This is a genomic window from Geodermatophilus sp. SYSU D01106 (assembly GCF_054049995.1).
On sequence record NZ_JBJGYM010000011.1, the window covers coordinates 26,643 to 52,748 of the forward strand.

The 26,106-nt window shown below is 75.6% G+C and carries 24 protein-coding genes; 18 read left to right on the plus strand and 6 right to left on the minus strand.

Annotation, left to right across the window (positions count from 1 at the left end; all coding sequences use genetic code 11):
- Positions 1 to 2 precede the first annotated feature (2 nt).
- Positions 3 to 1,709 carry an Hsp70 family protein gene (locus ACI78R_RS13240; protein WP_457041054.1) on the minus strand — a complete coding sequence of 569 codons (1,707 nt, stop codon included), beginning with the start codon at positions 1,707 to 1,709 and terminating at the stop codon, positions 3 to 5.
- Between the two features lie 98 nt (positions 1,710 to 1,807).
- On the opposite strand from ACI78R_RS13240, the gene ACI78R_RS13245 reads away from it, so the two are divergent.
- Positions 1,808 to 2,821, plus strand: a complete 1,014-nt coding sequence (locus tag ACI78R_RS13245) for a TerD family protein (protein ID WP_457041055.1) — start codon at positions 1,808 to 1,810, stop codon at positions 2,819 to 2,821.
- Between the two features lie 320 nt (positions 2,822 to 3,141).
- On the opposite strand, the gene ACI78R_RS13250 is transcribed toward ACI78R_RS13245, so the two are convergent.
- Positions 3,142 to 3,798, minus strand: coding sequence for an MBL fold metallo-hydrolase (locus ACI78R_RS13250; protein ID WP_457041056.1), 657 nt, complete (start codon positions 3,796 to 3,798; stop codon positions 3,142 to 3,144).
- A 48-nt stretch (positions 3,799 to 3,846) separates the two neighbouring features.
- On the opposite strand from ACI78R_RS13250, the gene ACI78R_RS13255 reads away from it, so the two are divergent.
- The 3 genes from ACI78R_RS13255 (at position 3,847) to ACI78R_RS13265 (ending at position 9,125) form a co-directional block, all read left to right on the plus strand.
- Entirely contained in the window at positions 3,847 to 5,271 is a 1,425-nt protein-coding gene (locus ACI78R_RS13255) for an amidase (protein WP_457041057.1), read from the plus strand.
- 138 nt (positions 5,272 to 5,409) lie between these two features.
- On the plus strand, positions 5,410 to 8,307 hold the full coding sequence (uvrA, locus tag ACI78R_RS13260) for an excinuclease ABC subunit UvrA (RefSeq protein WP_457041058.1): 2,898 nt from the start codon (positions 5,410 to 5,412) through the stop codon (positions 8,305 to 8,307).
- Positions 8,308 to 8,321: 14 nt separating this feature from the next.
- Complete coding sequence (locus ACI78R_RS13265; protein WP_457041059.1) at positions 8,322 to 9,125, plus strand: MBL fold metallo-hydrolase; 804 nt, start codon at positions 8,322 to 8,324, stop codon at positions 9,123 to 9,125.
- A 12-nt stretch (positions 9,126 to 9,137) separates the two neighbouring features.
- On the opposite strand, the gene ACI78R_RS13270 is transcribed toward ACI78R_RS13265, so the two are convergent.
- Positions 9,138 to 9,764 (minus strand): copper resistance CopC family protein, encoded by a 627-nt coding sequence (locus ACI78R_RS13270; RefSeq protein WP_457041060.1) that lies wholly within the window; start codon positions 9,762 to 9,764, stop codon positions 9,138 to 9,140.
- Positions 9,765 to 9,832: 68 nt separating this feature from the next.
- The gene (locus tag ACI78R_RS13275; protein ID WP_457041061.1) at positions 9,833 to 11,944 is read right to left on the minus strand and encodes a DUF222 domain-containing protein; all 2,112 of its coding nucleotides are present in this window, start codon (positions 11,942 to 11,944) and stop codon (positions 9,833 to 9,835) included.
- A 238-nt stretch (positions 11,945 to 12,182) separates the two neighbouring features.
- On the opposite strand from ACI78R_RS13275, the gene ACI78R_RS13280 reads away from it, so the two are divergent.
- On the plus strand, positions 12,183 to 12,359 hold the full coding sequence (locus ACI78R_RS13280) for a hypothetical protein (RefSeq protein ID WP_175562850.1): 177 nt from the start codon (positions 12,183 to 12,185) through the stop codon (positions 12,357 to 12,359).
- Here the strand turns inward: ACI78R_RS13280 and ACI78R_RS13285 are convergent.
- Positions 12,349 to 13,023, minus strand: coding sequence for a response regulator (locus ACI78R_RS13285; protein WP_073420297.1), 675 nt, complete (start codon positions 13,021 to 13,023; stop codon positions 12,349 to 12,351). The two genes, ACI78R_RS13280 and ACI78R_RS13285, sit on opposite strands and share 11 nt — an antisense overlap.
- Positions 13,020 to 15,509 (minus strand): ATP-binding protein, encoded by a 2,490-nt coding sequence (locus ACI78R_RS13290; RefSeq protein WP_457041062.1) that lies wholly within the window; start codon positions 15,507 to 15,509, stop codon positions 13,020 to 13,022. The genes ACI78R_RS13285 and ACI78R_RS13290 overlap by 4 nt, the downstream gene beginning before the upstream one ends.
- A gap of 87 nt (positions 15,510 to 15,596) precedes the next feature.
- Between ACI78R_RS13290 and ACI78R_RS13295 the strand changes: the two genes are divergently transcribed.
- The 13 genes from ACI78R_RS13295 to ACI78R_RS13355 all read left to right on the plus strand — a co-directional run bounded on the left by ACI78R_RS13295 (position 15,597) and on the right by ACI78R_RS13355 (position 26,077).
- Entirely contained in the window at positions 15,597 to 16,031 is a 435-nt protein-coding gene (locus ACI78R_RS13295; RefSeq protein ID WP_073420776.1) for a helix-turn-helix domain-containing protein, read from the plus strand.
- Between the two features lie 10 nt (positions 16,032 to 16,041).
- The gene (locus ACI78R_RS13300; RefSeq protein ID WP_073420295.1) at positions 16,042 to 16,464 is read left to right on the plus strand and encodes a VOC family protein; all 423 of its coding nucleotides are present in this window, start codon (positions 16,042 to 16,044) and stop codon (positions 16,462 to 16,464) included.
- Positions 16,465 to 16,575: 111 nt separating this feature from the next.
- Entirely contained in the window at positions 16,576 to 16,710 is a 135-nt protein-coding gene (locus ACI78R_RS13305; RefSeq protein ID WP_281248080.1) for a hypothetical protein, read from the plus strand.
- Complete coding sequence (gene kdpF, locus ACI78R_RS13310) at positions 16,707 to 16,805, plus strand: K(+)-transporting ATPase subunit F (protein WP_073420294.1); 99 nt, start codon at positions 16,707 to 16,709, stop codon at positions 16,803 to 16,805. The genes ACI78R_RS13305 and kdpF overlap by 4 nt, the downstream gene beginning before the upstream one ends.
- The gene (gene kdpA, locus ACI78R_RS13315; RefSeq protein WP_457041063.1) at positions 16,805 to 18,466 is read left to right on the plus strand and encodes a potassium-transporting ATPase subunit KdpA; all 1,662 of its coding nucleotides are present in this window, start codon (positions 16,805 to 16,807) and stop codon (positions 18,464 to 18,466) included. The genes kdpF and kdpA overlap by 1 nt, the downstream gene beginning before the upstream one ends.
- Entirely contained in the window at positions 18,463 to 20,517 is a 2,055-nt protein-coding gene (gene kdpB, locus ACI78R_RS13320) for a potassium-transporting ATPase subunit KdpB (protein ID WP_457041064.1), read from the plus strand. The genes kdpA and kdpB overlap by 4 nt, the downstream gene beginning before the upstream one ends.
- A complete protein-coding gene (kdpC, locus tag ACI78R_RS13325) occupies positions 20,517 to 21,110 on the plus strand; it encodes a potassium-transporting ATPase subunit KdpC (RefSeq protein ID WP_457041065.1) in 594 nt (197 codons plus the stop codon). The genes kdpB and kdpC overlap by 1 nt, the downstream gene beginning before the upstream one ends.
- A gap of 43 nt (positions 21,111 to 21,153) precedes the next feature.
- Positions 21,154 to 22,149, plus strand: coding sequence for a Bug family tripartite tricarboxylate transporter substrate binding protein (locus ACI78R_RS13330; protein ID WP_457041066.1), 996 nt, complete (start codon positions 21,154 to 21,156; stop codon positions 22,147 to 22,149).
- Complete coding sequence (locus ACI78R_RS13335; protein ID WP_457041067.1) at positions 22,146 to 22,730, plus strand: tripartite tricarboxylate transporter TctB family protein; 585 nt, start codon at positions 22,146 to 22,148, stop codon at positions 22,728 to 22,730. The genes ACI78R_RS13330 and ACI78R_RS13335 overlap by 4 nt, the downstream gene beginning before the upstream one ends.
- Entirely contained in the window at positions 22,730 to 24,295 is a 1,566-nt protein-coding gene (locus tag ACI78R_RS13340; protein ID WP_457041068.1) for a tripartite tricarboxylate transporter permease, read from the plus strand. The genes ACI78R_RS13335 and ACI78R_RS13340 overlap by 1 nt, the downstream gene beginning before the upstream one ends.
- Positions 24,292 to 24,711 (plus strand): universal stress protein, encoded by a 420-nt coding sequence (locus ACI78R_RS13345; RefSeq protein ID WP_454554851.1) that lies wholly within the window; start codon positions 24,292 to 24,294, stop codon positions 24,709 to 24,711. Before ACI78R_RS13340 ends, ACI78R_RS13345 begins: the two co-directional genes overlap by 4 nt.
- 87 nt (positions 24,712 to 24,798) lie before the next feature.
- Positions 24,799 to 25,077, plus strand: a complete 279-nt coding sequence (locus ACI78R_RS13350; RefSeq protein ID WP_457041069.1) for a hypothetical protein — start codon at positions 24,799 to 24,801, stop codon at positions 25,075 to 25,077.
- Positions 25,078 to 25,168: 91 nt separating this feature from the next.
- Complete coding sequence (locus tag ACI78R_RS13355) at positions 25,169 to 26,077, plus strand: alpha/beta fold hydrolase (RefSeq protein WP_457041070.1); 909 nt, start codon at positions 25,169 to 25,171, stop codon at positions 26,075 to 26,077.
- Positions 26,078 to 26,106: the final 29 nt, after the last annotated feature.

Below are 26,106 nucleotides of genomic sequence, written 5' to 3' on the forward strand. Positions count from 1 at the left end.
CGTCAGTCCTGCCGGCGGCGGACCCGGCCCACCTGCGCCCGCTCGCGGGCGACATCGGCCTGGCTGAGCGCGGCGCCGGTCTCCACGCGCACGGTGAGCGGCCGGTCGGCGAGGCCCTCGTGCAGGGCGGTGAGCTCGAGGATCCCGTCGAAGCCCATCCGCAGCACCACCTGGATCTCCGTGCCGGCCGGGTACCCGGGCGGGATGTCCTCGATGGAGGCCTCGGCGAGCAGCTTGGCGTCCTCCGGCCGCGGCGACTCCGCGCCGCCGCCCTGCTCGACCACCCGGATGGTGACCACCCGCTGGTCGTCGTGGACGGTGCCGAACGAGCGGCGGACGGCGATGGGCAGCCGGTCGTTGCGGTGCACGAGGAAGACGGTGGCCGGCTCGCCGAAGCGGTCGAGCGCCAGCACGCCGAAGCCGCGGGAGACGGTGTTGAGCACCTGGATCTTCACCGTGCGCCGCACCTGCGCCGCGGTGAGCCCGACGGCGTCGCCGAGGCGGGCGCAGGCGGCGTCGACGTCGGCGTCGGCCGCGTACTCCAGCGGCGTGCCGGGGCCGAGCGCGCCGCGGGTGACCAGGTCGGCGGTGAGCAGCCGCTCGAGCTGCTTCTTGCGGCCGTAGACGGCGGCGCCCTTGGCGACGGCGAGGTCGGGGTCGTGCACCTCGGCCGGCACGCCGAGCTCGGCGGTGAGCCGGGCGGCGACGGCGGGCATGCGGGTGGAGCCGCCGACGAGCAGCACCCGGTCGATGCGGTCGACCCCGCGGGCGCGGGCGGCGGCGACGGCGGCGCGGGTGAGCTCCATGGTGCGGTCGAGCAGGCCGGCGGTGAGCCGCTCGAACTCGGCGCGGCTGACCGGCACGTCGGCGCGCCGCCCGTCGTGCTCGACCGGGACGACGACGCTCTCACTGGCGCTGAGCTCGCGCTTGGCCCGCTCGGCGGCCAGCACCAGGGCCTGCCCGCCGGCGCTGTCGTCGAGCGGGTCCTCGGCGTCGGGGTGCGCGGCGAGGAAGGCGCGGGAGAGGTGGACGGCGAGCTTCTCGTCCCAGTCGGCGCCGCCGAGCTCGTGGTCGCCGTCGGTGGCGACGACGGCCAGCCGCCGGTCGGCCAGCTCCACCACCGCGACGTCGACGGTGCCGCCGCCGAGGTCGTAGACGAGCGCGACCTCCTCGAGGTGGTCGGCGGGGCCGGCGCCGTCGAGGCGGGCGAAACCGTAGGCCAGCGCGGCCGCCGTCGGCTCGTTGATGACGTCGAGGACGGTGAGCCCGGCGTACTCGCCGGCCAGCCGGGTGACGCGCCGCTCCTCGTCGCCGAAGTAGGCCGGGACGGTGATGACGACGTCCTGGACCGGGCCGGCCGCGCCGAACGCCGTCTCGCTGACCAGGGCCTTGAGCACCAGGCTGCTGACCGCCGGCGCCGACCAGGAGCGGCCGTGGCTGACGAAGCGCCAGGAGCTGTCGCCCATCCGCCGCTTGACCAGCGTGCAGACGTCGTCGGGCTGCGCGCGGGCCAGCACGCGGGCGCGCTCGCCCGTGACGTAGTCGTCGGGGCCGACGAACAGGACGACGCTGGGCAGGGTGCGGTCGCCGTCGAGGAGGGGGACGACCTCCGCGACGCCGTCCTCGCCCACCTGGGCCAGGCAGCTGTACGTCGTGCCGAGGTCGATGCCGGAGACGGTGGGCGAGGGCAGGCGGGCACCGCGGGGCACGGTCCGGAGGATAGTGCCGACCCCTAGGGTCGCAGGGGACGTGTCCGCCGCTCAGAGCGCGGGTCCGCCCGGTCGGGCGACCCGCGGGGAGGCCTCCCTTGGTCGACTACACGAAGCGCCCGAAGGCGCAGCCGCCGCAGCCGGAGACCCCTCCGGCGCCGCCGCAGCCGCCGCCGCACCAGCCCCCGCCGGCCCAGCCGCCGTACGGGGGGCAGCCCCCGTACCCGCCCTACGGCCAGCCGCCCTACGGCCAGCCGCCGCAGGCGCCGCCGCCCGGCTACGGGCCGCCGCAGGGCCACCCGCAGGGCGGCTACCCGCCGCCGCAGGGGTACCCGCCCCCGCAGGGCGGCTACCCGCCGCCCCAGGGGTACCCGCCGCCGCAGGACCCGTACGGCCAGCAGGGGTACGGCCAGCAGCAGGGGTACCCGCCTCCGCAGCAGCAGCAGCCGCCGGCGCAGCAGGGCGGCGTCAACATGAACAAGGTGTCGCTGACGAAGTCGGCGCCGTCGGTCTCGCTGACCAAGACGGCCGGCACCAGCGGCATCCTCCGGGTCAACCTCAACTGGAACTCCCGGCCCGGTGGCGGCGGCGGGGGCGGCGGCTTCCTCAAGCGCCTGGCCTCGGCGGCCGGCGGCGGGGCCATCGACCTCGACCTCGGCTGCCTCTACGAGTACGCCGACGGCTCGAAGGGCGTCATCCAGGCCCTCGGCAACGCCTTCCGCGGGCAGCACACGATGGGCAACGGCGAGTCGATCGTCTGGCTCGACGGCGACGACCGCTCCGGCTCCAACAGCGGCGGCGAGAACCTGTTGGTCAACCTGCAGCACACGCAGCTGATCCGCCGGGTGCTCGTCTTCGCGCTCATCTACGAGGGCGTGCCGAACTGGGGTCAGGCCGACGCCGTCGTCACGATGTTCCCGGCCAACGGGCCGCAGATCGAGGTGCGCCTCGACGAGCACGACCCGCGCGCCCGCATCTGCGCGATCGCGATGCTGGAGAACCGGGGCGGGGAGCTCGTCGTCAACCGCGAGGTGCGCTACGTGCACGGCGGCCAGGACGTGCTCGACCGCACCTACGGCTGGGGCATGGACTGGACGCCCGGCCGCAAGTGAGCCGCTGAGCTCCCTCTCCGGGAGCCGTTCCCGTCCTCCGGGGGTCCTGCGGGACCCCCGGAGGACGGGGAACGCCCCCGCGGTGACCGGTCCGTCCGGCGTTGCGCCCGGTCACCGACCCGAGGAGCCTCCGGGCATGACGATCCGGTGGTTCACCGACGCCGACCGCCAGGACATGCGCGACGCGAAGGAGGAGGCGCGGGTCCTCCACGAGTTGACGATGAAGTACACGCAGTGGCGCACGCCCGAGCGGGACGTGCCGGCGGGGCCGTGGTTGACCCGGGAGCTCCGGATCCGACCCGAACAGGCGCCGGTAGCAGTTACCAGCCGCGGGCGCGCCACTCCGGGAGCGACGGGCGCTCGGCGCCCAGCGTCGTGTCCTTCCCGTGCCCGGGGTAGACCCACGTGTCGTCGGGCAGGACGTCGAACAGCCGCTGCTCGACGTCGTCGACGAGGCTGGTGAACCGCTCCGGGTCCTGCTGGGTGTTGCCGACGCCGCCCGGGAACAGGCTGTCGCCGGTGAACACGTGCGTGCCGGCGTCCCCGCCGCGCCAGACCAGCGCGATGCTGCCCGGCGTGTGCCCGCGCAGGTGCACCACCTCGAGCACCTGCTCGCCGACCTCCACGGTGTCGCCGTGCGCGACCGTCCGGTCGACGGCCACCGGCAGGTCGCCGGCGTCGGCGGCGTGCGCCACCGTCGTCGCCCCGGTGGCGGCGACGACGTCGGGCAGCGCGCGGTGGTGGTCCCAGTGCCCGTGGGTGGTGACGACGGTGCGCAGGTCGGCGTCGCCGATGAGCGCGCGCAGCACGTCGGGCTCGGCGGCCGCGTCGACGAGCAGCGCCTGGCCCGTCGCGGCGTCCTGCAGGAGGTAGGCGTTGTTGGCCATCTCGCTCACCGCGACCTTGCTGATTGTGAGCCCGGGCAGCTCCCGCCGGTCGGCCGGGCCGCCCACCTCGACGTCGCCGGTGTAGGTCATAGGGCCTCCGTTCGAGAACTGTCGCCGCCCGCGGTTACGGTCGCGGTCATGGACGCTAGCGGAGGTCCGGGCGGCGCCCGGGTCGTCGGCCTGCCCGCCACCGTTCTCGCCGCGCGGGTGCGCGCGGGGGAGCTGTCCGCCGTCGACGTGGTGCGCGCGCACCTGGCGCACATCGGCGACGTCGAGCCTCGGGTCGGCGCCTTCCGCGTGGTCCGCGCCGAGGCCGCGCTCGCCGAGGCGGCCGAGGTCGACGCCCGGCCCGACCGCGGGTCGCTCCCGCTCGCCGGCGTCCCGGTCGCGGTGAAGGACAACGTCGGCGTCGCGGGGGAGACGGTCACCGACGGCTGCGCCGCGGCCACCCCGGTCGGCACCGACCACGAGGTCGTCGCCCGGCTGCGCGCCGCCGGCGCCGTCGTCGTCGGCATCACCCGGGTGCCCGAGTTGTGTCTCTACGCGGCCACCGACGGGCCGGGCACGGTCACCCGCAACCCCTGGGACACCGCGCTGTCCCCGGCGGGCAGCTCCGGCGGCAGCGCCGCCGCGGTCGCCGCCGGCATGGTGCCGCTCGCGCACGGCAACGACGGCATGGGGTCGCTGCGGCTGCCCGCCGCCGCCTGCGGCCTGGTCACCCTCAAGCCCGGCCGCGGCGTGCTGCCCGGCGGCATCGGCGCCGACGACTGGTCGGGGATGGCCGTCAACGGCGTGCTCGCCACCACCGTCGACGACGTCGCGCTCGGCACCGCCGTGCTGGCGGGGGAGGACGCGGGGCTCGACTGGTCGGCGTCGCCCGACCCGGGCCGCCCACTGCGGGTCGCCGTCGGCCGCCGCTCCCCGGTCCCGGGCGCCCGCCCCGACGCCGCGGCCCGCGGCGCGGTCGAGCGCACGGCCCGGCTGCTGCGCGGCGCCGGGCACGTCGTCGTCGAGCGGGACCCGGTGGTCCCGCCGGACGCCGCCGTCGGCGGGATCGCCCGCTGGCTCGCCGGCGCGGAGGACGACGCCGCGTTCCTCGGCCTGGACCGGACGGCGCTGCAGCCGCGCAGCCGCACGCACGCCCGGCTCGGCCGGCTGGTCCGGCGGGCCGGGCTGGTCCGCCCGGCCACGGCCGAGCGCTTCCGCGAGCGGACGGCGGCGTTCTTCGCGGACGACGACCTCGACGTGCTGCTGACGCCGATCACCAATGGCCCGCCGCTGCCCGCGCGACCCTGGCACGAGCGCGGCTTCCTGGCCAACGTCACCGCCAACGCGCGGTGGGCGCCCTGGGCCTCGCCGTGGAACCTGGCGGGGGTCCCGGCGGTCGTGGTGCCGGTCGGCACGCGGCCGGAGGGGACGCCGCTGGCGGTCCAGCTCGTGGGTCCCCCGGGCAGCGAGACGCGACTACTCTGGCTGGCCGGGGAGCTGGAACGCCGGCAGCCCTGGCGCCGTCACGCGCCGGTCTTCGACCCCGCCGGCGCACCGGCCCCCGCTCCCGCCTGAGCTGCTGTTCCCGGCGGCAACGTCGCCACCGTCACGGATTGCGCACGGGCGGACACGGCGTTGCCCGTATCGACATCTCGACACCACCCCGCAGGGCCCGGCGAGACCGGCCGGCCCGGCTGACCGACAGGGATCACATTGGACCGTCTCGTCGTCCGCGGCGCCCGTGAGCACAACCTCAAGGACGTCCATCTCGACCTGCCCCGCGACGCCCTGATCGTCTTCACCGGGCTGTCGGGGTCGGGCAAGTCGAGCCTGGCGTTCGACACCATCTTCGCGGAGGGCCAGCGGCGCTACGTCGAGTCGCTGTCGGCCTACGCCCGCCAGTTCCTCGGCCAGATGGACAAGCCCGACGTCGACTTCATCGAGGGCCTGTCGCCCGCGGTGTCGATCGACCAGAAGTCGACCAACCGCAACCCGCGGTCGACCGTCGGCACCATCACCGAGGTCTACGACTACCTGCGGCTGCTCTACGCGCGCGCCGGCCAGCCGCACTGTCCCAACTGCGGCAAGCCGATCGCCCGCCAGACGCCGCAGCAGATCGTCGACCAGGTGCTCTCGATGGAGGAGGGCACCCGCTTTCAGGTGCTCGCCCCGGTCGTGCGCGCGCGCAAGGGCGAGTACGTCGACCTGTTCAGCTCGCTGCAGACGCAGGGCTTCTCCCGCGTCCGGGTCGACGGCACCATGCACCCGCTGACCGAGCCGCCGAAGCTCAAGAAGCAGGAGAAGCACACGATCGAGGTGATCGTCGACCGGCTGACGGTCAAGGAGAGCGCCAAGCGCCGGCTCACCGACTCGGTGGAGACCGCGCTCGGGCTCGCCGGCGGCCTCGTCGTCCTCGACTTCGTCGACCTCCCCGAGGACGAACCGGTGCGGGAGCGCACGTTCTCCGAGCACCTCGCCTGCGTCGACGACGGTCTGTCCTTCGAGGCGCTCGAGCCGCGCAGCTTCTCCTTCAACTCGCCGTTCGGTGCCTGCCCCGAGTGCACCGGCATCGGCACCCGCAAGGAGGTCGACCCCGACCTCGTCGTGCCCGACCCGGAGAAGAGCCTGGCGCAGGGCGCCGTCGCCCCGTGGGCCGGCTCGATGAGCAACGAGTACTTCCAGCGGCTGCTGTCCGGGCTGGCCGACCAGCTCGGCTTCTCCATGGACACCCCGTGGGAGAAGCTGCCGGCCAAGGTCCAGAAGGCCGTCCTGCACGGCTCCCCGGACCAGGTGCACGTGCGCTACAAGAACCGCTACGGCCGCGAGCGCAGCTACTACGCGGCGTTCGAGGGCGTGCTGCCCTTCCTCGAGCGGCGGCACGAGGACACCGACAGCGACTTCATGCGGGACAAGTACGAGGGCTACATGCGCGACGTGCCCTGTCCCGTCTGCCACGGCACCCGGCTCAAGCCGGAGATCCTCGCCGTCAAGCTCAACAGCCGCTCGATCGCCGAGGTCACCGGCCTGTCCATCGGCGAGGCCGCGGACTGGCTGGGCGCCCTCGAGCTCGGCGAGCGCGAGCGGGCCATCGCCGACCGCGTGCTCAAGGAGATCCAGGCGCGGCTGTCGTTCCTGGTCGACGTCGGCCTGGACTACCTGTCCCTCGACCGCCCGGCCGCGACGCTCGCCGGTGGCGAGGCGCAGCGGATCCGGCTGGCCACCCAGATCGGGTCGGGCCTGGTGGGCGTCCTGTACGTCCTCGACGAGCCCTCGATCGGGCTGCACCAGCGCGACAACACCCGCCTGATCGAGACGCTGGTCCGGCTGCGCGACATGGGCAACACGCTGATCGTCGTCGAGCACGACGAGGACACGATCAAGACCGCCGACTGGGTGGTCGACATCGGCCCCGGCGCCGGCGAGCACGGCGGCGAGGTGATCGTCAGCGGCACCGTCGACGAGCTGCTGGCCAGCGAGCGCTCGTTGACCGGGCAGTACCTGTCGGGCCGGATGGAGATCACCGTGCCGAAGGTGCGGCGGCAGCCGCAGCCGGGCCGCGAGCTGGTGGTCAAGGGCGCCCGCGAGCACAACCTCAAGGGCGTCGACGTGACGTTCCCGCTCGGCATGCTCGTCGGCGTCACCGGGGTGTCCGGGTCGGGCAAGTCCAGCCTGGTCAACGACATCCTCTACACGGTGCTGGCCAACCAGCTCAACCGCGCGCGGATGGTGCCCGGCCGGCACCGCACGGTCACCGGCCTGGAGCACCTGGACAAGGTCGTGCACGTCGACCAGTCGCCGATCGGTCGCACCCCGCGGTCCAACCCGGCCACGTACACCGGCGTGTGGGACCAGGTGCGCAAGCTGTTCGCGCAGACGTCGGAGGCGAAGATCCGCGGCTACCAGCCCGGGCGCTTCTCCTTCAACGTCAAGGGCGGGCGCTGCGAGGCGTGCTCCGGCGACGGCACCCTGAAGATCGAGATGAACTTCCTGCCGGACGTCTACGTCCCGTGCGAGGTGTGCAAGGGCGCCCGGTTCAACCGGGAGACGCTCGAGGTGCACTACAAGGGCAAGACGGTCGCCGAGGTCCTCGACATGCCGATCGAGGAGGCCGCGGACTTCTTCGCGGCGATCCCGGGCATCGCGCGGTACCTGCGGACGCTCACCGACGTCGGCCTGGGCTACGTGCGGCTCGGCCAGCCGGCCACCACGCTGTCCGGCGGCGAGGCGCAGCGCGTCAAGCTGGCCAGCGAGCTGCAGAAGCGGTCCAACGGCCGCAGCGTGTACGTGCTCGACGAGCCGACCACCGGCCTGCACTTCGAGGACATCCGCAAGCTGCTGATGGTGCTGCAGGGCCTGGTCGACAAGGGCAACTCGGTGATCGTCATCGAGCACAACCTCGACGTCATCAAGAGCGCCGACTGGCTGATCGACATGGGTCCCGAGGGCGGGTTCCGCGGCGGCACGGTGGTGGCCGAGGGGCCGCCGGAGTTCGTGGCGTCGATCCCGGAGTCGCACACCGGCCGGTACCTGGTGCCGCTGCTCGACCCGGCGGCGGTCGAGGCGGCCGCGGCCGGGCCGAAGAAGCGGGCCACGCGCAAGCGCGCCAGCTGACCGGGACCTCGGGGATGCGCATCGGCGAGGTGCGGGTCGACGCCGTCGCGGACGGGACGTTCGTCGCCCGCCCGAGCTACTTCGGCGCCGACGTGCCGGCCGGTGCGCACCCCGAGGTCTTCGACCGCGACGGCGCCGCGTGGCTGCCGATCGGCTGCTTCGTGGTGCGCTCCGGCGACCGGGTTGTCCTGGTCGACGCCGGGCTCGGCCCGGAGGTGCAGCAGCTGCCCGACCGGATGCTGCTCGTCGGCGGACAGCTGCCCACCGGCCTGCGGGCACTCGGCGTGGGTCCCGACGACGTCACCGACGTGGTGGTGACGCACCTGCACGCCGACCACGTGGGCTGGCTGTTCGGGCTCGACGCCGAGCCGGTCTTCCGCGGCGCGACCGTGTGGTTCGGTGCCGGCGACCGGGCGCACTTCGTCGACGGCCCGGGGGAGATGGCCGGGCACGTCCGCGACGGGTTCCGCCGGTGGGCCGGGACGTCGCGGCTCCGCGAGCTGTCGGAGGACGTCGCCGTCGCTCCGGGGATCGACGCCGTCCTGACGCCCGGGCACACGCCGGGGCACCTGTCCGTCGCCGTGACCGCCGGTGACGAGCGGCTGCTGCTCCTCGGCGACGCCATCACCTGCCCGGTGCAGCTCGCCGAGCCGCAGTGGCGCTCGATGGGCGACGTGGACGCCGCGCTCGCCGACCGCACCCGGCGCCGGCTGTGGCAGGCGCTGGCCGGCCCGCGGACGCTCGGCGTGGGCGCGCACTTCCCGCGGCTCGCGGAGGGCCGCGTCGATCCGGACCGGCGGTGGGCGCAGGCGGGCTGACGTCCCGCCGGGTCAGCGTCTCCGGCGGCCGATGACCACCCCGCCGGCCACGGCACCGGCGACGGCGACCGCCCCGACGCCGGGCAGCAGCCAGCCGGGGGTGCTGCCGTCCTCGGCTGCCTCGTCGGCCGCCTGCCCGGCCGCCTCCGTCCGCTCGACGGTGCGCGTGGCCGCGCTCGGCTCGGCGCTCCCGGGAGCCGGCGTGGTGCTGGCCGGGGCCGGCGCCGGGGTGGGCGAGGGCGTCACCGCGACCGGTGGCGCGTGCTCGAAGGCGAAGGTTCCGTCGAGGGCGTGGCCGTCGTCGGACACGGCCGACCAGGTGACGGTGTGCCGCCCGGCCGCGGTGAGCGCGACCGGCGCGGTGAGGACGGCGCCGTCGTGGGCGACCGGTCCGGTGCCGACCGGGGAGCCGTCGGGCCCGGTGACGGTCACGTCGCCGCCGAGGACGCTCGCGCTGAAGGTCAGGGTGACCGCCTGCGGCCTGCTGGTGACGGTGCTGTCGGCGGCGGGGTCGGTGGTCCGCAGACCCGTGTGCGCGGAGGCGGTGCCGGGCGCGACCAGCAGCAGCCCGAGCCCGAGCAGCAGGACGGCGGCCAGCCGCGGGAGTGCGGGAGCGGGACGGGCGGCGAGCGGTGGCACGGGATCTCCAGGTCTGCAGGCGTCACGTCCTTGGTCGTCCGCGGCGCCCGTGGGGTTCCCGGCGGACCTCAGTAGGGCGGTGGCTCCGTGGTCGCGGTGAGGCCGCTGGGTGTGGTGACGGTGAGGGTGCCGTCGGGCTGCAGCGTGTGGGTCCAGCCGGGGGCCTGGTGCTTGCCGCGGTGGTGGCCGGTGCAGAAGCCGGTCAGGTTGGCGGCGGAGGTGGGTCCGGCCGGCCACGGGGTGCCGTGGTCGAGCTCGCCCTCTCTCGGGACGGGGCGGCGGCAGCCGGGGAAGCGGCAGCGGCGGTCGCGGGTGCGGACGTGCCGGTCGAGGGCGGCGGCCGGCCGGTAGCCGTCGGTCCCGCCGGGTGCTCCGAGTCCGGTGCCGGCGCGGGTGGCGCGGCGGAGGCCGGGGAGGTCGGTGAGGGTGAGCAGGGCGCCGGTGAGTGCGTGGGTGACCGCGATGCGGGGCCGGTCGGCGAGGCCGCCGCCGGCGGTGCGTCCGAGCAGGTCGGCCAGGTGCAGGCGGGCGTCGTCGGTGGCCGCGGTCAGGGCGTCCACTGCGTCGGATGCGGCGGAGACCCGGCCGGCCGGGCCGTGCGCCCACTCGGCCTCGTCCGCGGTGTCAGCCCGCTCGGCGGTGGCGACCAGGCGGCGGGCACGGCCGATCGCCTGCTCGGCGTCGAGCAGCGCGGCACTGGCGTCGTTCACGGCAGCGTCGGCGCGGGCCCACCAGCCGTCGGGTTCAGGTGGGCCGGCGTTGTCGGGCGGTGGGTCTGGGTCGTGGCCGGCTGGGTCGGTTGGGTCGGCGTGGTTGTCGCGATCGAGGTCGTCCCGGGGTGGCGCCCAGCCGGGTGGTGGCCAGGGCTGGTCATCGAGCGCGGGGTCGAGGTCGGCGTAGAGCTCGCCGGTGGCGACCCGGCGTTCGATCTCGGCCCACCAGGCGGCGTCGGCCTCCAGTTCGGCGATGTGCTGGGCGATGGCGGCGTCGCTCAGGCCGCGCAGCGGGTTCTCGCCCTTGACCAGGCTGACGCCCTCGACCGTGGCGGGACCCGCGGTGTCCTCGGCCGTGGCGTCCGCGGCGGCGTCCTCGGCCGCGGCAGGATTCTCGGTGGCGGTGTCGTCCACCCCGGGGCCGTCCGCGTCCCCGGGCGTTGGTCGCGCACCCGCGGCGGTGCCCTCGGCGGTGTCCGCGCCGGCCGGCGCGGAGTCCTCGGGCATGGCGTCCTCGGCGGGGTCCCCAGCAGCGGCCTCCTCGGCGGGGGTGCGCGCGCCGGTCAGGGCGGCGAGCAGGGCCCGGACCACCTCGGCCGGGACGACCTGGCCGTCGATCTCGCACGGCTGGTCACCACCGAGCAGCGCGCCGACCGGAGCGACCACGGTGAGCACCACCTGGACCGGGGACAGCCCGTTCGCCCCGGGCCGCAGCACCAGGTCGAGCAGGGCGTCGGCCATCTTCTGGCCCCGCGTGCGGCCGTCGTCGGGCAGCGCATCGGCGTACGCGCCCAGCGCCGCCATCAGGGCCGCCGCCTCGGGCGTCGTGAGCAGGGCAGAGACGACCGCCATGCCGTCACAGCTGTCCGGCCGGCAGGACAGCCCGCGCTGCTTGATGGCCCGCGCGAGGTCGTCGGCGGCGGAGCGGGCCGTGCGCTTGAGCACCTCGCGGCGGGCCTTGTCCCGCAGCTGCGCCGGGGTGCACACCGCGCCGCGGCGGGTGGCCCACGCCAGGAGGTCCCGCTCCAGCGCGGCGCGGACCGTGTCATCGGCGATCGGTGCGACGTGGTCGAGCAGCGCGGTGACGTGCCCGGCGTGGACGGCACCGGCCTCGAGCGCGTCGAGGGTGGCCGGGAGCCGGTCCACGAGCGTCAGGGAGGTGGTCAAGAGGGTCTCGGCGGCGTGAGAGGTGAGCGACAGGGCGATCGACAGCTCCTGGGTGGCCCACTCGCTCACCGGCCGCAGCAGCTCCGGCCGCGCCGCCCACCGCTCCGCCGCCATCGCCCCGCGCGTGCCCTGCGGCCGGTCCACCGACGCAGGACGGGACAGCGCGAACGCCGCCACCGCCCGGTACCGCAGCGCCGACTGACGCGACAGCTCCCGGTCCGCGGCCTGCACCAGCCCCAGCGGACCCCGCGCCCACCCCACCGGGGGCGCGGGCGCCACACCGGTCAGCACGTCGTCCACACCCAGGAAGCTACGGGGCACCACTGACAGAGATCGCAGGTCAGCGGCGGTGCACCGTCACCCGATCGGGTGACCGGACAGAGGGTCGCCCGGTCGGGTGGACCGTCAGGATCGCGTCAGCGGAGCCGCGGGACGGACGGATCCGGTGCACCCTGGGCACGTGACACCGGACCGAACAGCCATCGCGGCCGGCACCCGTCTCCTCTGCGGCCGGCCGCGGTCCTGCTGGCCCCGTCGGATGCACCCCGACGCCGCCGCGGACGCCCTGCACGCCGTCGAGGTGCACCGCAGCGCCGAGGAGCTCACCGGTGAGCCCGAGGTCGCGCTGTGCGGCGTCATCGTCGCCGTCCACGACGAGCCGTGGCCGCCGGACGCCGCCGAGCGGTGCCCGGAGTGCGACCGCCTCACGGGGTGAAGCGGTACCCCATCCCCGGCTCCGTGCGCAGGTAGCGCGGCGCGGACGGGTCCGGCTCGAGCTTGCGCCGCAGCTGGTTGAGGTAGACCCGCAGGTAGTGCGTCTCCCGCTCGTACGCCGGCCCCCACACCGACTGCAGCAGCTGCCGCTGGCCCACCAGCCGCCCGGGTGAGCGCACCAGCTCGGCGAGCAGCGCCCACTCGGTGGGCGTCAGCCGCACCGGGACGCCGTCCACGGTCACCTGCCGGGCCGCCAGGTCGACGGTGAAGTGCCCGGTGACGACGACCGGCTCGTCCGGGCCCGCGGAGCCGCGCCGCAGCAGCGCCCGCAACCGGGCCAGCAGCTCACCCATGTCGAAGGGCTTGGTCACGTAGTCGTCGGCTCCGGCGTCCAGGGCGCGGACCTTGTCGGTGCTGTCCGCCCGCGCCGAGAGCACCAGCACCGGCCCGGCGAACCACGGCCTCAGCCCGGCGAGCACCTCGGTGCCGTCGAGGTCGGGCAGCCCCAGGTCCAGCACGACGACGTCGGGGTGCGCCGACGCCGCCTCCCGCAGCGCCGCCGCGCCGTCGGAGGCGAGCACCACCTCGTACCCGGCCGCGCGCAGCGTGATCCGCAGGGCGCGGGCGAGCTGGGGGTCGTCGTCGACGACGAGCACCCGGCTCACGCGGGCACCGGGGACGGCACGGCCGCCGCCGGCAGCGACACCACCATCGTCAGCCCGCCGCCCGGGGTGTCCTCGGCGACCAGCGTGCCGCCCATCGCCTCGGTCAGGCCCCGCGCGACGGCGAGGCCGAGACCCACGCCCTGCCCGCGCGGGGAGTCGCCGAGCCGCTGGAACGGCGCGAACACCCGCTCCCGGTCGGCCGCCGGCACGCCGGGCCCGCGGTCGGCGATGCGCAGCTCCACCCGGTCGCCGAGCGCGTCGGCGCGTACGGTCACCGGCCCGGCCGGGGCGTGGCGCACCGCGTTGCCCGCGAGGTTGGCCACCACCCGCTCGAGCAGCCCCGGGTCGGCGAGCGCGGGCGGCAGGTCGGCCGGCCACCCGCAGGTCACCCGCGAGCGGTCCTCCAGCTCGTCCAGCGCCCGGGCGACGACGGCGGGCAGGTCGGTCGGCGCGAGCGCGGGGCTGACCACCCCGGCCTGGAGGCGGCTCATGTCGAGCAGGTCGTCGACGAGCGCGGTCAGCCGGTCGGCCGACTCGTCCACCGTCTCCACCAGCTCCGCGCGGTCGTCGTCGGTGAGTGCGAGCCCGCTGCGCAGCGCCGAGGACGCCGCCTTGATCCCGGCCAGCGGCGTGCGCAGGTCGTGGCTCACCGCGGTCAGGAGCGCGCGGCGCATCCCGTCGCCGGCGGCCAGCCGGTCGGCCTCGGCCGCCTGCGCGGCGAGCCGGCCCTGCTGCAGCGCCACCGCCGCCTGCTCGGCGACGGCGACCAGCAGCCGCCGGTCGGCCGCGGGCAGCGCCCGCCCGCACCAGCGCAGCACCAGCCCGTCGGTCACGGCGACCTCGTCGACGGCGGTCCCCTCCGGCCGGCCGCACGTGCCCACGACCGAGCCGCGCTCGACCATCGTCACCGACGCCAGCCCGAACCCCTCGCGGATCCGCTCCAGCAGGGAGGGCAGGTCGCCGTCGCCCTCCAGCACCGCCCGCGACAGCGACGCCAGCATCGCCGTCTCCGCCCGGGAGCGCGCCGCCGCCGTGGCCCGCCGGGCCGAGCGGTCGACCACCGTGGCCACCGCGACCGCCACGACGAGGCCGCCGCCGAGCGCCAGCACGTCGTCCGGGCTCGTCACGGTCAGCCGGCCGGTGGGGGAGACGAAGAACCAGTTCTCCGCGAGCCCGCCGAGCACCGCCGCGGCGAGCGCCGGCCACAGCCCGCCGACGAGCGCCACCGCGAGCACGAGCAGCAGGAAGGCGAGCAGCACCAGCGGCAGCGACACCGCGCTGCCGGCGGCCAGGCACAGCGCGGTCAGCACCGGCACGCCGGCGAGCGCCAGCGCCGCGCCGAGCCACCGGCGGCGCGCCGTCAGCGCGCCGGTCAGCGGCGGCAGCCGCCAGCCGCGGGACCCGGCGGCGGCGTGCGTCACGATGTGGACGTCGATGTCGCCGGCGTCGGTGACCACCGACCCGCCGATGCCGCGGCGCAGCGCCCGCGCCCACCGCGAGCGCCGCGAGGTGCCGACGACGAGCTGGGTGGCGTCGGCGCCGCGGGCGAACTCCAGCAGCGCCGCCGCGACGTCGTCGCCGACCACCTGGTGCCAGCTGCCGCCGAGGCTCTCGGTGAGCTCGCGCAGGCCGCGCAGCGCCGTCGGCGAGGCACCGGTGAGCCCGTCGGTGGCGACGACGTGGACGGCGAGCAGCTCCCCACCCGAGCGGCGGGCCACCCGCGCGGCCCGGCGCACCAGCGTCTCGCTCTCCGGCCCGCCGGTCAGCGCGACGACGACCCGCTCCCGGGCCTCCCACACGGCGTCGATCGCGTGCTCCGCGCGGTAGCGGCGCAGCCCCTCGTCGACCCGGTCGGCCAGCCACAGCAGCGCCAGCTCGCGCAGCGCGGTCAGGTTGCCGACCCGGAAGTAGTTGCCGAGCGCCGCGTCGACCCGCTCGGCCGGGTAGACGTTGCCGTGCGCCATGCGCCGCCGCAGCGCCTCCGGCGACATGTCGACCAGCTCCACCTGGTCGGCGCGGCGCACCACCGCGTCGGGCACCGTCTCCTGCTGCACGACGCCGGTGATCGACGCGACGACGTCGGTGAGGCTCTCCAGGTGCTGCACGTTCACCGTGGTCAGCACGCTGACGCCGGCGGCCAGCAGCTCCTCGACGTCCTGCCAGCGCTTCTCGTGCCGCGAGCCGGGCGCGTTGGTGTGCGCCAGCTCGTCGACGACGACCACCTCGGGGCGGCGGGCGAGCACCGCGTCGACGTCGAGCTCCTCCAGCACGACGCCGCGGTGCGCCACCCGCCGGCGGGGGAGCACCTCCAGGCCCACGAGCTGCTCGGCGGTGCGCGGCCGGCCGTGCGTCTCGACCAACCCGACGACGACGTCCGCGCCCCGCTCTGCCCGGCGGTGCGCCTCGCCGAGCACGGCGAAGGTCTTGCCCACGCCGGGCGCCGCGCCCAGGTAGACCCGCAACGTCCCGCGACTCACGGCGCCCATGATCACCCTCGACGGCGGGGGAGCGGCGCCGGCCGGCGTCAGGATCGCGTCAAGACCGCGACCCGGGACCCTGCGATGCTGCCCCGCGTGACCCGGGCGAGCGAGGACTCCAACCGGCGGATGCTGCGGGCGCGCGACGAGATGGACCGCTCCTACGCCGAGCCGCTCGACGTCCCGACGCTGGCGCGGATCGCGCACGTCACCGAGGCGCACTTCATCCGCACCTTCAAGGCCACCTTCGGCGAGACGCCCAACCGCTACCTGCAGCGCCGCCGCGTCGAGCGGGCGATGTTCCTGCTGCGCACCACCGACCGCAGCGTCACGGACGTCTGCATGGCCGTCGGGTTCGCCAGCCTCGGCACGTTCAGCCGGGTGTTCGCGGAGATCGTGGGGGAGCCGCCGAGCGTGTACCGGCGGCGCGGACCGCTCGCGCCGGTGCCGAGCTGCTTCGGCATGCGCTGGCTGCGTCCGAGCGAGAGGACAGCAGTTCCGGAGAAGCCCGGCGACGACGCCCGCCCCTAGCGTCCTGCCCATGCTGACCTCCATCTCGATCACCTCCCTCTACGTCCTCGACCAGGACCAGGCGCTGGACTTCTACGTCGGCAAGCTCGGCTTCCAGGTGCAGACCGACCAGCAGTTCGGCCCGATGCGTTTCCTCACCGTCGCGCTGCCCGGCGACCCCGGCCACGCCGTCCTCCTCGAGCTGCCCGCCCCGCCGTCGATCAGCCCGGAGATCGCCGAGACCGTGCGCGACCTGGTCACCAAGGGCGCCGGCGGCGGGCACCTGTTCTTCACCACCGACGACGCGCACAAGACCCACGCCACGCTCAAGGAGCGGGGCGTCGACCTGCCGGAGGAGCCGGTCGTGCAGCCCTACGGGATCGACTTCGGCCTGCGCGACCCGTTCGGCAACTCCGTCCGCATCGCGCAGATGACGCCGCCGCCCGGCGCCTGAGGCCCGCCGGCCGGGCCCGTCAGGACGCCGTCAAGGTCCGCGGGCCCGGCCGTCAAGGAGCCGTCAACGAACGGCGGCCCCCCTCCGGCGCGCTCCTAGCGTCGCCGCCCGGTGCGGACGACGACGGGTCGCCCGCTCGGACCGGATCGGGGGATCGACGTCGTGGGCGACGTGCTCCACATCGCGCTGACACTGGCCGTCTTCGGCCTGCTGGCGCTCGCGCTGCGCGGACTGGAACGCCGGTGACCGGGGCCGGGGTCGAGGCCTGGGTCGGCCTGGCCGTGGCGGCCGGGCTGGTCCTCTACCTGCTGGCCGCCCTGCTCTTCCCGGAGCGGTTCTGATGGGCGACACCGCGGCCGGCTGGCTGCAGGTGGCGCTCCTGGTCGCGGCGCTGGCGGCGGCGCACCGGCCGCTGGGCGACTGGATGGCCCGCGTCTTCACCAGCGAGACGCACGGGCGGGCCGAGCGGCTGGTGTACCGGGCGGTGGGCGTCGACCCCGCGGCCGAGCAGCGCTGGCCGGTGTACGCGCGCAGCGTGCTCACGTTCTCCGCGGCCGGCGTCCTGCTCCTCTACGGCCTGCAGCGGGTGCAGCAGTGGCTGCCGCTGGACAACGGCATGGCCGCGGTGGAGCCGTCGTCGGCCTGGAACACCGCGGTCAGCTTCGTCACCAACACGAACTGGCAGGGCTACGCCGGCGAGTCGACCATGGGCTCCCTGGTCCAGATGGCCGGGCTGGCCGTGCAGAACTTCGTGTCCGCCGCCGTCGGCATCGCGGTCGCCGTCGCCCTGGTGCGCGGCTTCGCCCGCACCCGCACCGACCGGCTGGGCAACGCCTGGGTGGACGTCACCCGCGCCGTCGGCCGCCTGCTGCTGCCGCTGTCGGTGGTGGGCGCGCTGGTGCTGGTGCTCGGCGGCGTGGTGCAGGACCTGTCGGCGGGCACCGAGGCGACGACGCTGGCCGGCGCGACCCAGCACCTCCCGAGCGGGCCGGTGGCCTCGCAGGAGGTCATCAAGCAGCTCGGCACCAACGGCGGCGGCTTCTTCAACGCCAACTCCGCGCACCCCTTCGAGGGCCCGGCCGCCTGGACCTCGCTGTTCTCGGTCTTCCTCATGCTGGTGATCCCGTTCAGCCTGCCGCGCACCTTCGGCCGGATGGTCGGCGACCGGCGGCAGGGCCTGGCGATCGTCGGCGTCATGGCCGGGCTGGCCGCCGCCTCGCTGGCGCTGACCACCTGGGCGCAGGCCCGGGCCGGCGGCGCCGCGCTGCAGCTGGCCGGCGCGGCCGCCGAGGGCCAGGAGGTGCGCTTCGGCGGGCCGCTGTCGGCGCTGTTCGGCGCGGCCACCACGCTGAGCTCCACCGGGGCGGTCACCTCGCTGCACGACTCCTGGACGCCGGCCGGCGGTGGGCTCGTGCTGGTCAACATGATGCTCGGGGAGATCGCGCCCGGAGGGGTCGGCTCCGGGCTCTACGGCATGCTCGTGCTCGCCGTCGTCGCCGTGTTCGTCGCGGGCCTCATGGTCGGGCGCACGCCGGAGTACCTCGGCAAGAAGCTCGGCCGCCGCGAGATGACCCTCGCGTCGCTGTACATCCTCGCCACGCCTGCCGTCGTGCTGGTGGGCACCGCGGTCGCGCTCGCCACCGACACCGGTCGTGGCTCGCTGCTCAACGAGGGTCCGCACGGCCTGTCCGAGGCGCTCTACGCCTTCACCTCCGCCGGCAACAACAACGGCTCCGCCTTCGCGGGCCTGTCGGCGAACACGCCCTTCTACAACACGGCGCTGGGCCTCGCGATGGCGTTCGGGCGCTTCCTGCCGATCCTGCTCGTCCTCGCGCTGGCCGGCCGCCTCGCCGCCCAGGGCCGGACCCCGGTCACCGCCGGGACGCTGCCGACGCACGAGCCGCTGTTCGTCGGCCTGCTCGCCGTCACCGTGCTCGTGGTCGTCGGGCTCACCTACTTCCCCGCCCTGTCCCTGGGGCCCCTCGCAGAAGGACTGTCATGACCACCGCACTGGACCGCGCGCCGGTCCGCACCCCCGGGCCGCGCGCGCCGCGGCGCTCCCGGATCGAGTGGGGGCCCGCCATGGGCGCAGCGGTCCGCAAGGTGGACCCGCGCGCCCTCGTCCGCCAGCCCGTCGTCTTCGTCGTCTGGGTCGGCTCGGTGTTCTCCACCGTGCTGGCCGTCCTCGACCCCTCGGTGTTCGGCTGGCTGGTCACCGTCTGGCTGTGGCTCACGGTGCTGTTCGCCAACGCCGCCGAGGCGGTCGCCGAGGGGCGCGGCAAGGCCCAGGCGGCCACGCTGCGCAAGGCCCGCACCACGACCGTCGCGCACCTCCTCGACGGCACGGAGGTGGCCGCGGCCGACCTGCGCCCGGGCATGCGCGTGGTCGTCACCGCCGGGCAGGTCGTCCCCGGTGACGGCGACGTCGTCGAGGGGATCGCCAGCGTCGACGAGTCGGCCGTCACCGGCGAGTCCGCGCCGGTCATCCGCGAGTCCGGCGGCGACCGCTCGGCGGTCACCGGCGGGACCACGGTGCTGTCGGACCGCATCGTCGTGGAGATCACCAGCCGGCCGGGGGAGACCTTCGTCGACCGGATGATCGCCCTGGTCGAGGGCGCGCAGCGGCAGCGGACACCGAACGAGATCGCGCTGGACATCCTGCTCAGCGCCCTGACGATCGCCTTCCTGCTCGCCGTCGTCACCCTGCAGCCGCTGGCGCTGTACAGCGGGGCCGGGCAGTCGGTGACCGTGCTCATCGCGCTCGTCGTCTGCCTGATCCCCACGACGATCGGGGCGCTGCTGTCGGCCATCGGCATCGCCGGCATGGACCGGCTGGTGCAGCGCAACGTGCTCGCGACGAGCGGGCGCGCGGTCGAGGCCGCCGGCGACGTGGACACCCTGCTGCTCGACAAGACCGGCACCATCACCTTCGGCAACCGGCAGGCGGCGGAGTTCGTCCCCGCCTCGGGGGTGTCCGAGCAGGACATGGCCGACGCCGCCCAGCTCGCCTCGCTGGCCGACGAGACCCCCGAGGGCCGCAGCGTCGTCGTCCTGGCCAAGACGCGGTACGGGCTGCGCGGCCGCGACGACCTCCCGGGCGCGGTGTTCGTGCCGTTCACCGCGCAGACCCGGATGAGCGGCGTGGACCTGCCCGACGGCCGGCAGCTGCGCAAGGGTGCGGCCGGCGCGGTGACGGCGTGGGTGCGCGCGCTCGGCGGCGTCGTGCCGCCCGGGGTCGGCGAGGTCGTCGACCAGGTCGCCGCCTCCGGTGGCACCCCGCTCGTCCTGGCCGAGGACGGCCCCGCCGGCGCCCGGGTGCTCGGCGTCGTCCACCTCAAGGACGTCGTCAAGGACGGCATGCGCGAGCGGTTCGCCGAGCTGCGCCGCATGGGGATCCGCACGGTGATGATCACCGGCGACAACGAGCGGACCGCCCGGGCGATCGCCGCGGAGGCCGGCATCGACGACGTCCTCGCCGAGGCCACCCCCGAGGACAAGCTGGCCCTGATCAGGCGGGAGCAGGAGGGCGGCCGGCTCGTCGCGATGACCGGCGACGGCACCAACGACGCCCCCGCGCTCGCCCAGGCCGACGTCGGCGTCGCGATGAACACCGGGACGACCGCGGCCAAGGAGGCCGGCAACATGGTCGACCTCGACTCCGACCCGACGAAGCTCATCGAGATCGTCGCGATCGGCAAGCAGCTGCTCGTCACCCGCGGATCGCTGACCACCTTCTCCATCGCCAACGACCTGGCGAAGTACTTCGCGATCGTCCCGGCGATGTTCGCGGGCGCCTTCCCGGGCCTCGACGCCCTCAACGTGATGCGGCTGGCTTCGCCGGAGTCGGCGATCCTCTCCGCCGTCGTGTTCAACGCGCTGGTGATCGTGGCGCTGGTGCCGCTGGCGCTGCGCGGCGTCCGGTACCGGCCGGCCTCGGCCGAGGCGGTCCTGCGCCGCAACCTGCTGGTCTACGGCGTCGGCGGCGTGGTCGCGCCTTTCGCCGGGATCAAGCTCGTCGACCTGCTCGTCTCCCTCGTCCCCGGGATCGCCTGATGTCCCCCCGCGTGCTCCTCGCCGCCGTCCGTGCCCTGCTCGTCGCCACCGTCGTCCTCGGCCTGGCCTACCCCCTGCTGGTCACCGGGATCGCCCAGCTGGTCGCACCCGGCCGCGCCGGCGGCTCCCTCGTGACCGTCGACGGCGAGGTCGTCGGCTCCGCGCTCGTCGGCCAGGCGACCACCGACGCCGACGGCGACCCGCTGCCGCAGTACTTCCAGGCCCGCCCGTCGGTGTCCGGGTACGACGGCGCCGCCTCCGGCGGGTCCAACCTCGGCCCGAACGCACCCGAGCTCGTCGCGCTGGTGCAGGAGCGGCGCGCCGCGGTGGCCGCGTTCGAGGGCGTCGACCCGGCCGACGTGCCGCCCGACGCGCTGACCGCCTCCGCCTCCGGCCTCGACCCCGACATCTCGCCGGCGTACGCCGCGATCCAGGTGCGGCGGGTGGCCGAGGCCCGCGGCGTCCCGGCGGAGGAGGTGCAGGCGCTGGTCGACGACGCCACCGCCGGGCGCGACCTCGGCTTCATCGGGGCGCCGCACGTCCGGGTCCTGCCGCTCAACCTCGCGTTGGACCGCGAGTTCGGCCGGGTCTAGCGTCCGGTGTGACCGCCGCCACCGCCCCGAGGGGAGGCCGCCCGTGCCGCTGAGCCGGAGGTCGTTCCTCGCCGGGGCGGTGGCCGCGCCGGCGCTGGCGGCCGCCGCCGGGGCCCTGGGCGGTTGCGCCGGCACGGTGGTGCAGCCCGGCGACCTGTCCCGGCTGCGGGTGATGGCGCCGGCGAGCCCGGGCGGCGGCTGGGACACGACCGCCCGCGTGCTGCAGCGGGTGATCCAGAGCAGCGGCCTGGCCCGCAACGTGCAGGTGTTCAACGTCGAGGGCGCCGGCGGCACGATCGGCCTCGGCCAGCTGTCGCGGGAGACCGACGACGCGCTGCTCATGATGATGGGCCTGGTCATGGTGGGCGCCGTCGACACCAACGACTCCGCCACCCGCCTGACCGACGTCACCCCGATCGCCCGGCTGATCGGCGAGACCGAGCTGATCGTGGCGCCGCCGGACGCGCCCTACACCGACATCCAGGGCTTCGTGGAGGCCTGGGCCGCCGACCCGGCCGGCACCCCGATCGCCGGCGGCTCGGCCGGCGGCACCGACCAGATCCTCGCCGGCCTGCTCGCGCAGGCCGCCGGCATCGACCCCGCCCAGGTCAACTACATCGCCTACTCCGGCGGCGGCGAGTCCCTGGCGGCCCTGCTCGGCGGCCAGGTCGCCGCCGGCATCTCCGGCACCGCCGACTACGGCGAGCAGGTGCGCACCGGCGACCTCGTCGGCCTCGCCGTGTCGACGGCGGAGCGCTCCCAGCAGGTGCCCGACGTCCCCACGCTGGTCGAGTCCGGCTTCGACGTCGAGGTCGACAACTGGCGCGGCCTCATGGCCCGGCCCGGCATGTCCGGGGGCGCCCGCGAGGACCTGATCGCCCTCGTCCAGGACACCCACGACACCGAGGAGTGGGCGCAGGCGCTGGAGGACAACGGCTGGGACGACCTGCTGCTGACCGGCGACGAGTACGGCGAGTTCCTCGCCGAGGAGGAGCAGCGGGTGCTGGCGATCCTGCGGGAGATCGGGCTGGTCCAGTGAGTGTCTCGCCGGACCCGGACGTCTCGACCACCGACGCCACCGGGTCGCACGCCGCGGCCGAGCACCGGCACCCGCCGCGGCCACGGACGGGGATCAGCCGCGGCGAGCTGGCCATGGTGGTGCTGCTCGGGGCGCTGGGCGTCTACCTGTTGCTCGACGCCGCGAACATCGCCGTCCCGGGCTCCGCGAACACCATCGGCCCGCGCTTCTTCCCCTACCTCGTCGGCGGCGTCGTGCTGGCCACCGCGCTCGCGCTCGGGTTCCGGGTGCTGCGCGGCGACCGGGGGCCCTCCGACGAGAGCGAGGACATCGACCCCGACGCCCCGACGTCGTGGGCGAACGTGGGCGTCATCGTCGTCGGCTTCCTCGCCCACGCGCTCCTGATCAACGTCGTCGGCTGGCCGCTCGCGGTCACGCTGATGTTCGCGCTGGTGGCCTGGGCGCTCGGGGCCCGCGGCGTCGTCCGGCCGCTGCTCACCGGCGGCGTGCTGTCGGTCGTCGTCTGGCTGGTGTTCGTCAAGGCGCTCGACGTCGCGCTGCCCGGCGGGATCCTGCTCGAGCTCGCGACGGACTGGTTCTGATGGGCGCCCTCGGCGACCTGGCCGGCGGCCTCGCCGACGCCCTCGCCCCGGTCAACCTGCTCTTCGCGCTGCTGGGGGTGCTGCTCGGCACGGCGGTCGGCGTGCTCCCCGGCATCGGCCCGGCCATGACCGTCGCGCTGCTGCTGCCGATCACCTACGCGCTGGAGCCCACCGCGGCGCTGATCCTGTTCGCCGGCATCTACTACGGCGGCATGTACGGCGGGTCGACGACGTCGATCCTGCTCAACACCCCCGGCGGGTCGAGCTCGATCATGACCGCGCTCGAGGGCAACGCGATGGCCAAGTCCGGCCGCGGGGCCGCCGCGCTGGCCACCGCCGCGCTCGGCTCGTTCGTCGCCGGCACGATCGCCACGCTGCTGCTGGCCCTCGTCGCGCCGACCGTCGTCGACCTGGTCATCGGCATCACCGCCGCCGACTACTTCGCCCTCACCGTGCTGGCCTTCGTCGCCGTGGCCACCGTGCTCGGCTCATCGCCGCTGCGCGGGCTGGCCTCCCTCGGCGTCGGCCTGTACCTCGGCCTCGTCGGCACCGACGTGCTCACCGGGCAGGAGCGGTTCACCCTCGGCATCCCGCAGCTGTCCGACGGCATCGACGTCGTCGTGGTCGCCGTCGCGCTGTTCGCCGTGGGGGAGGCGCTGTACGTCGCGTCCCGGCTGCGCCGGGGCCCGGTGCAGGTGATGGCCGCCTCCGGGCCCTGGTTCACCCGCCGCGACCTGCGCCGCTCGGTGGGCCCGTGGCTGCGCGGGACGGCGCTGGGCTTCCCGCTGGGCGCGCTGCCCGCCGGTGGGGCGGAGATCCCGACGTTCCTCTCCTACGCCACCGAGCGGAAGCTCACCAAGCACCCCGAGGAGTTCGGCCGCGGCGCCATCGAGGGCGTCGCCGGGCCCGAGGCGGCCAACAACGCCGCCGCCGCGGGCGTGCTGGTGCCGCTGCTCACCCTCGGCCTGCCCACCTCGGCCACCGCGGCGATCATCCTGGTCGCGTTCCAGAGCTACGGCATCCAGCCCGGGCCGACGCTGCTGTCCACCGAGTCCACCCTGGTCTGGACGCTCATCGCGGCGCTGCTCGTCGGCAACCTCATGCTGCTGGTGCTCAACCTGCCGCTGGCCCGCGTGTGGGTGCAGGTGCTGCGCGTCCCGCGGCCCTACCTCTACGCCGGGATCCTGCTGTTCGCCTCGCTCGGCTGCTACGCGGTCAACGCCGACCCGCTGGACCTGGTGCTGCTGCTGGTGCTCGGCCTCCTGGGCTTCGCCATGCGCCGCTACGGCTGGCCGGTCGCGCCGGCGATCGTCGGGCTCATCCTCGGCCCGGTCGCGGAGACCAACCTGCGGCGCGCGCTGGCCATCAGCAGCGGCGACCTCGGCGTGCTGCTCGACACCTGGTTCAGCCGGACCGTGCTCGGCCTGGCCCTGGCGGCCCTCGTCGTGCCGATCGTGCTCCGCGCGGTCCGCGGCCGGCGGGCCACGCCGGAGGAGGTCCAGGCGGGGGAGGGGCTGCGGCACCGCGAGAGCGTCGGCGCGGGCCCGGGGGAGGAGGAGCGGTGACCCAGCAGCAGCCGGTGGTCGTGGTGGGACACGTGCCCACCCCGCGCGGGCGGGCCGCGCTCGAGCACGCCCTCGCCGAGGCCGAGCGGCGAGGCGCGCGGCTGGTGGTGGTCAACAGCAGCCGCGGCGACGCCCTCGTCGACGAGGAGTACCTGCAGGGCGACCCGCTGCGCCGGCTGCACGACGAGCTCACCGTCTCCGGCGTCCCCTTCGAGCTGCGCCAGCCGATCGGCCGCGACGTCGCCGAGGAGCTGGCCGACGCCGTCGCCGAGACCGCCGCGGAGGTGCTGGTCATCGGCCTGCGCCGGCGCAGCGCCGTCGGGAAGCTGCTGATGGGCAGCGCGGCGCAGCGGATCCTGCTCACCGTCGAGTGCCCGGTCCTCGCCGTGAAGGGACCGCCCGCGACCACCACTTGAGCGGAACCGGCCCCGGGCCGTATCGTCCGTGTGACGGACGTCACGCCGTCGGACCGGCGTGGCGGTGCCTCGACGAGGGAGACGCCCATGAGCGCGCTCACGCCCGACTGCGACCCCGACCTCGCGCACTGCGGCCAGCCCCGGTCCGGGCACGGCATGACCTCCACGCTCGTGCTCGTCGGCCTGGTCACCCTCGGCACCCTCGCCGTCACCGGCGGGTCGGTGCCCGGCGTCGTGGCGTTCGTGGCCGGCGGCGTCGGGGTGATGGCGGCGGTGGCGCTCGCCGCCCGCGTCGTCCGCCTGGGCCAGCGCGCCGTCGCCGCCGTGCACCTGCCCGCGGTGCACCGGTCGCGCCCCGTCGGCTGAGCCTCCTGCCCGGCCGCCTCCGCCCGACCGCCCCGCCTCCGCCCGACCGTCCCGCCTGGCGCCCGGCCGGGCCGGGCGGCAGGCTGCGCCCGTGACCGCACCCACCTACACCGAGGCAGCCGACGGCGTCCGCCTCGCCGAGCGCCGCTGGACCCCCGACGGCGAGGTCCGCGCCGTGCTGCAGGTCGTCCACGGCCTGTCCGAGCACGCCGGCCGCTACGCGCGGCTCGCCGCCGCGCTCACCGCCCGCGGCATCGCGGTCGGCGCGCTCGACCAGCGGGGCCACGGGCTCACCGCCGCCTCCACCGGCCCGGGCGGCTTCGGTCCCGGCGCGGGCAGCGACGCCGTCCTCGACGACGTCCGCGACCTCGGTGCCCGGCTGGCCGCCGACCACCCCGGCGTCCCGCGGTTCCTGCTCGGCCACTCGCTCGGCTCGGTCGTCGCGCTGGCCTCCGCCGAGCGCGACGGCGACGTCCTCGACGGGCTCGTGCTCTCCGGGCCGATCGGCGTCGCCCCTCATTTCGCCGCCGCCGCCGAGCAGCTCCGGGCCGCCGTCGCCGCCGGGGCGGGGGAGCAGCCGATGGACGCCCTGACCGCCTTCAACGCGCCGTTCGAGCCCGCCCGCACGCCCTACGACTGGCTGTCCCGCGACCCCGCCGAGGTGGACGCCTACCTGGCCGACCCGCTCTGCGGCGACGACGTCCCGCCCACGTACGCCTACGGCGCGGAGATGTTCGCGCTGGCCGCGCGCGTGGCGGGCGAGGAGGCCGTCGCCGGGCTGCCCGACGGGCTGCCGGTGCTGCTCCTGGCCGGGCAGCGCGACCCGGTGGGCGGGGAGGACGCCGCCCAGGTGGCCGCGCTCGCCGACCTGGTGCGCGGCCGCGGGCACGACGTGGACCTGCGCGTCTACCCCGACGCCCGCCACGAGGTGTTCAACGAGACCAACCGGGACGAGGTGACCGCCGACCTGCTCGCCTGGCTCGAGGCGCGCCTGTCCTGAGCGGGAGGAGCCGAATCACACCGGTGGAG

Coding starts and splice junctions, on each gene's coding strand:
- ACI78R_RS13250 (WP_457041056.1), bottom strand. CDS start 3,798: ATGACCTACACCGGCGACGTCGAGGTGGGCGGCCCGGCCGACCGGCGG.
- ACI78R_RS13255 (WP_457041057.1), top strand. CDS start 3,847: ATGGACGCTAGCGGAGGTCCGGGCGGCGCCCGGGTCGTCGGCCTGCCC.
- ACI78R_RS13265 (WP_457041059.1), top strand. CDS start 8,322: ATGCGCATCGGCGAGGTGCGGGTCGACGCCGTCGCGGACGGGACGTTC.
- ACI78R_RS13280 (WP_175562850.1), top strand. CDS start 12,183: ATGCACCCCGACGCCGCCGCGGACGCCCTGCACGCCGTCGAGGTGCAC.
- ACI78R_RS13290 (WP_457041062.1), bottom strand. CDS start 15,509: ATGGGCGCCGTGAGTCGCGGGACGTTGCGGGTCTACCTGGGCGCGGCG.
- ACI78R_RS13300 (WP_073420295.1), top strand. CDS start 16,042: ATGCTGACCTCCATCTCGATCACCTCCCTCTACGTCCTCGACCAGGAC.
- kdpA (WP_457041063.1), top strand. CDS start 16,805: ATGGGCGACACCGCGGCCGGCTGGCTGCAGGTGGCGCTCCTGGTCGCG.
- kdpB (WP_457041064.1), top strand. CDS start 18,463: ATGACCACCGCACTGGACCGCGCGCCGGTCCGCACCCCCGGGCCGCGC.
- kdpC (WP_457041065.1), top strand. CDS start 20,517: ATGTCCCCCCGCGTGCTCCTCGCCGCCGTCCGTGCCCTGCTCGTCGCC.
- ACI78R_RS13340 (WP_457041068.1), top strand. CDS start 22,730: ATGGGCGCCCTCGGCGACCTGGCCGGCGGCCTCGCCGACGCCCTCGCC.
- ACI78R_RS13350 (WP_457041069.1), top strand. CDS start 24,799: ATGAGCGCGCTCACGCCCGACTGCGACCCCGACCTCGCGCACTGCGGC.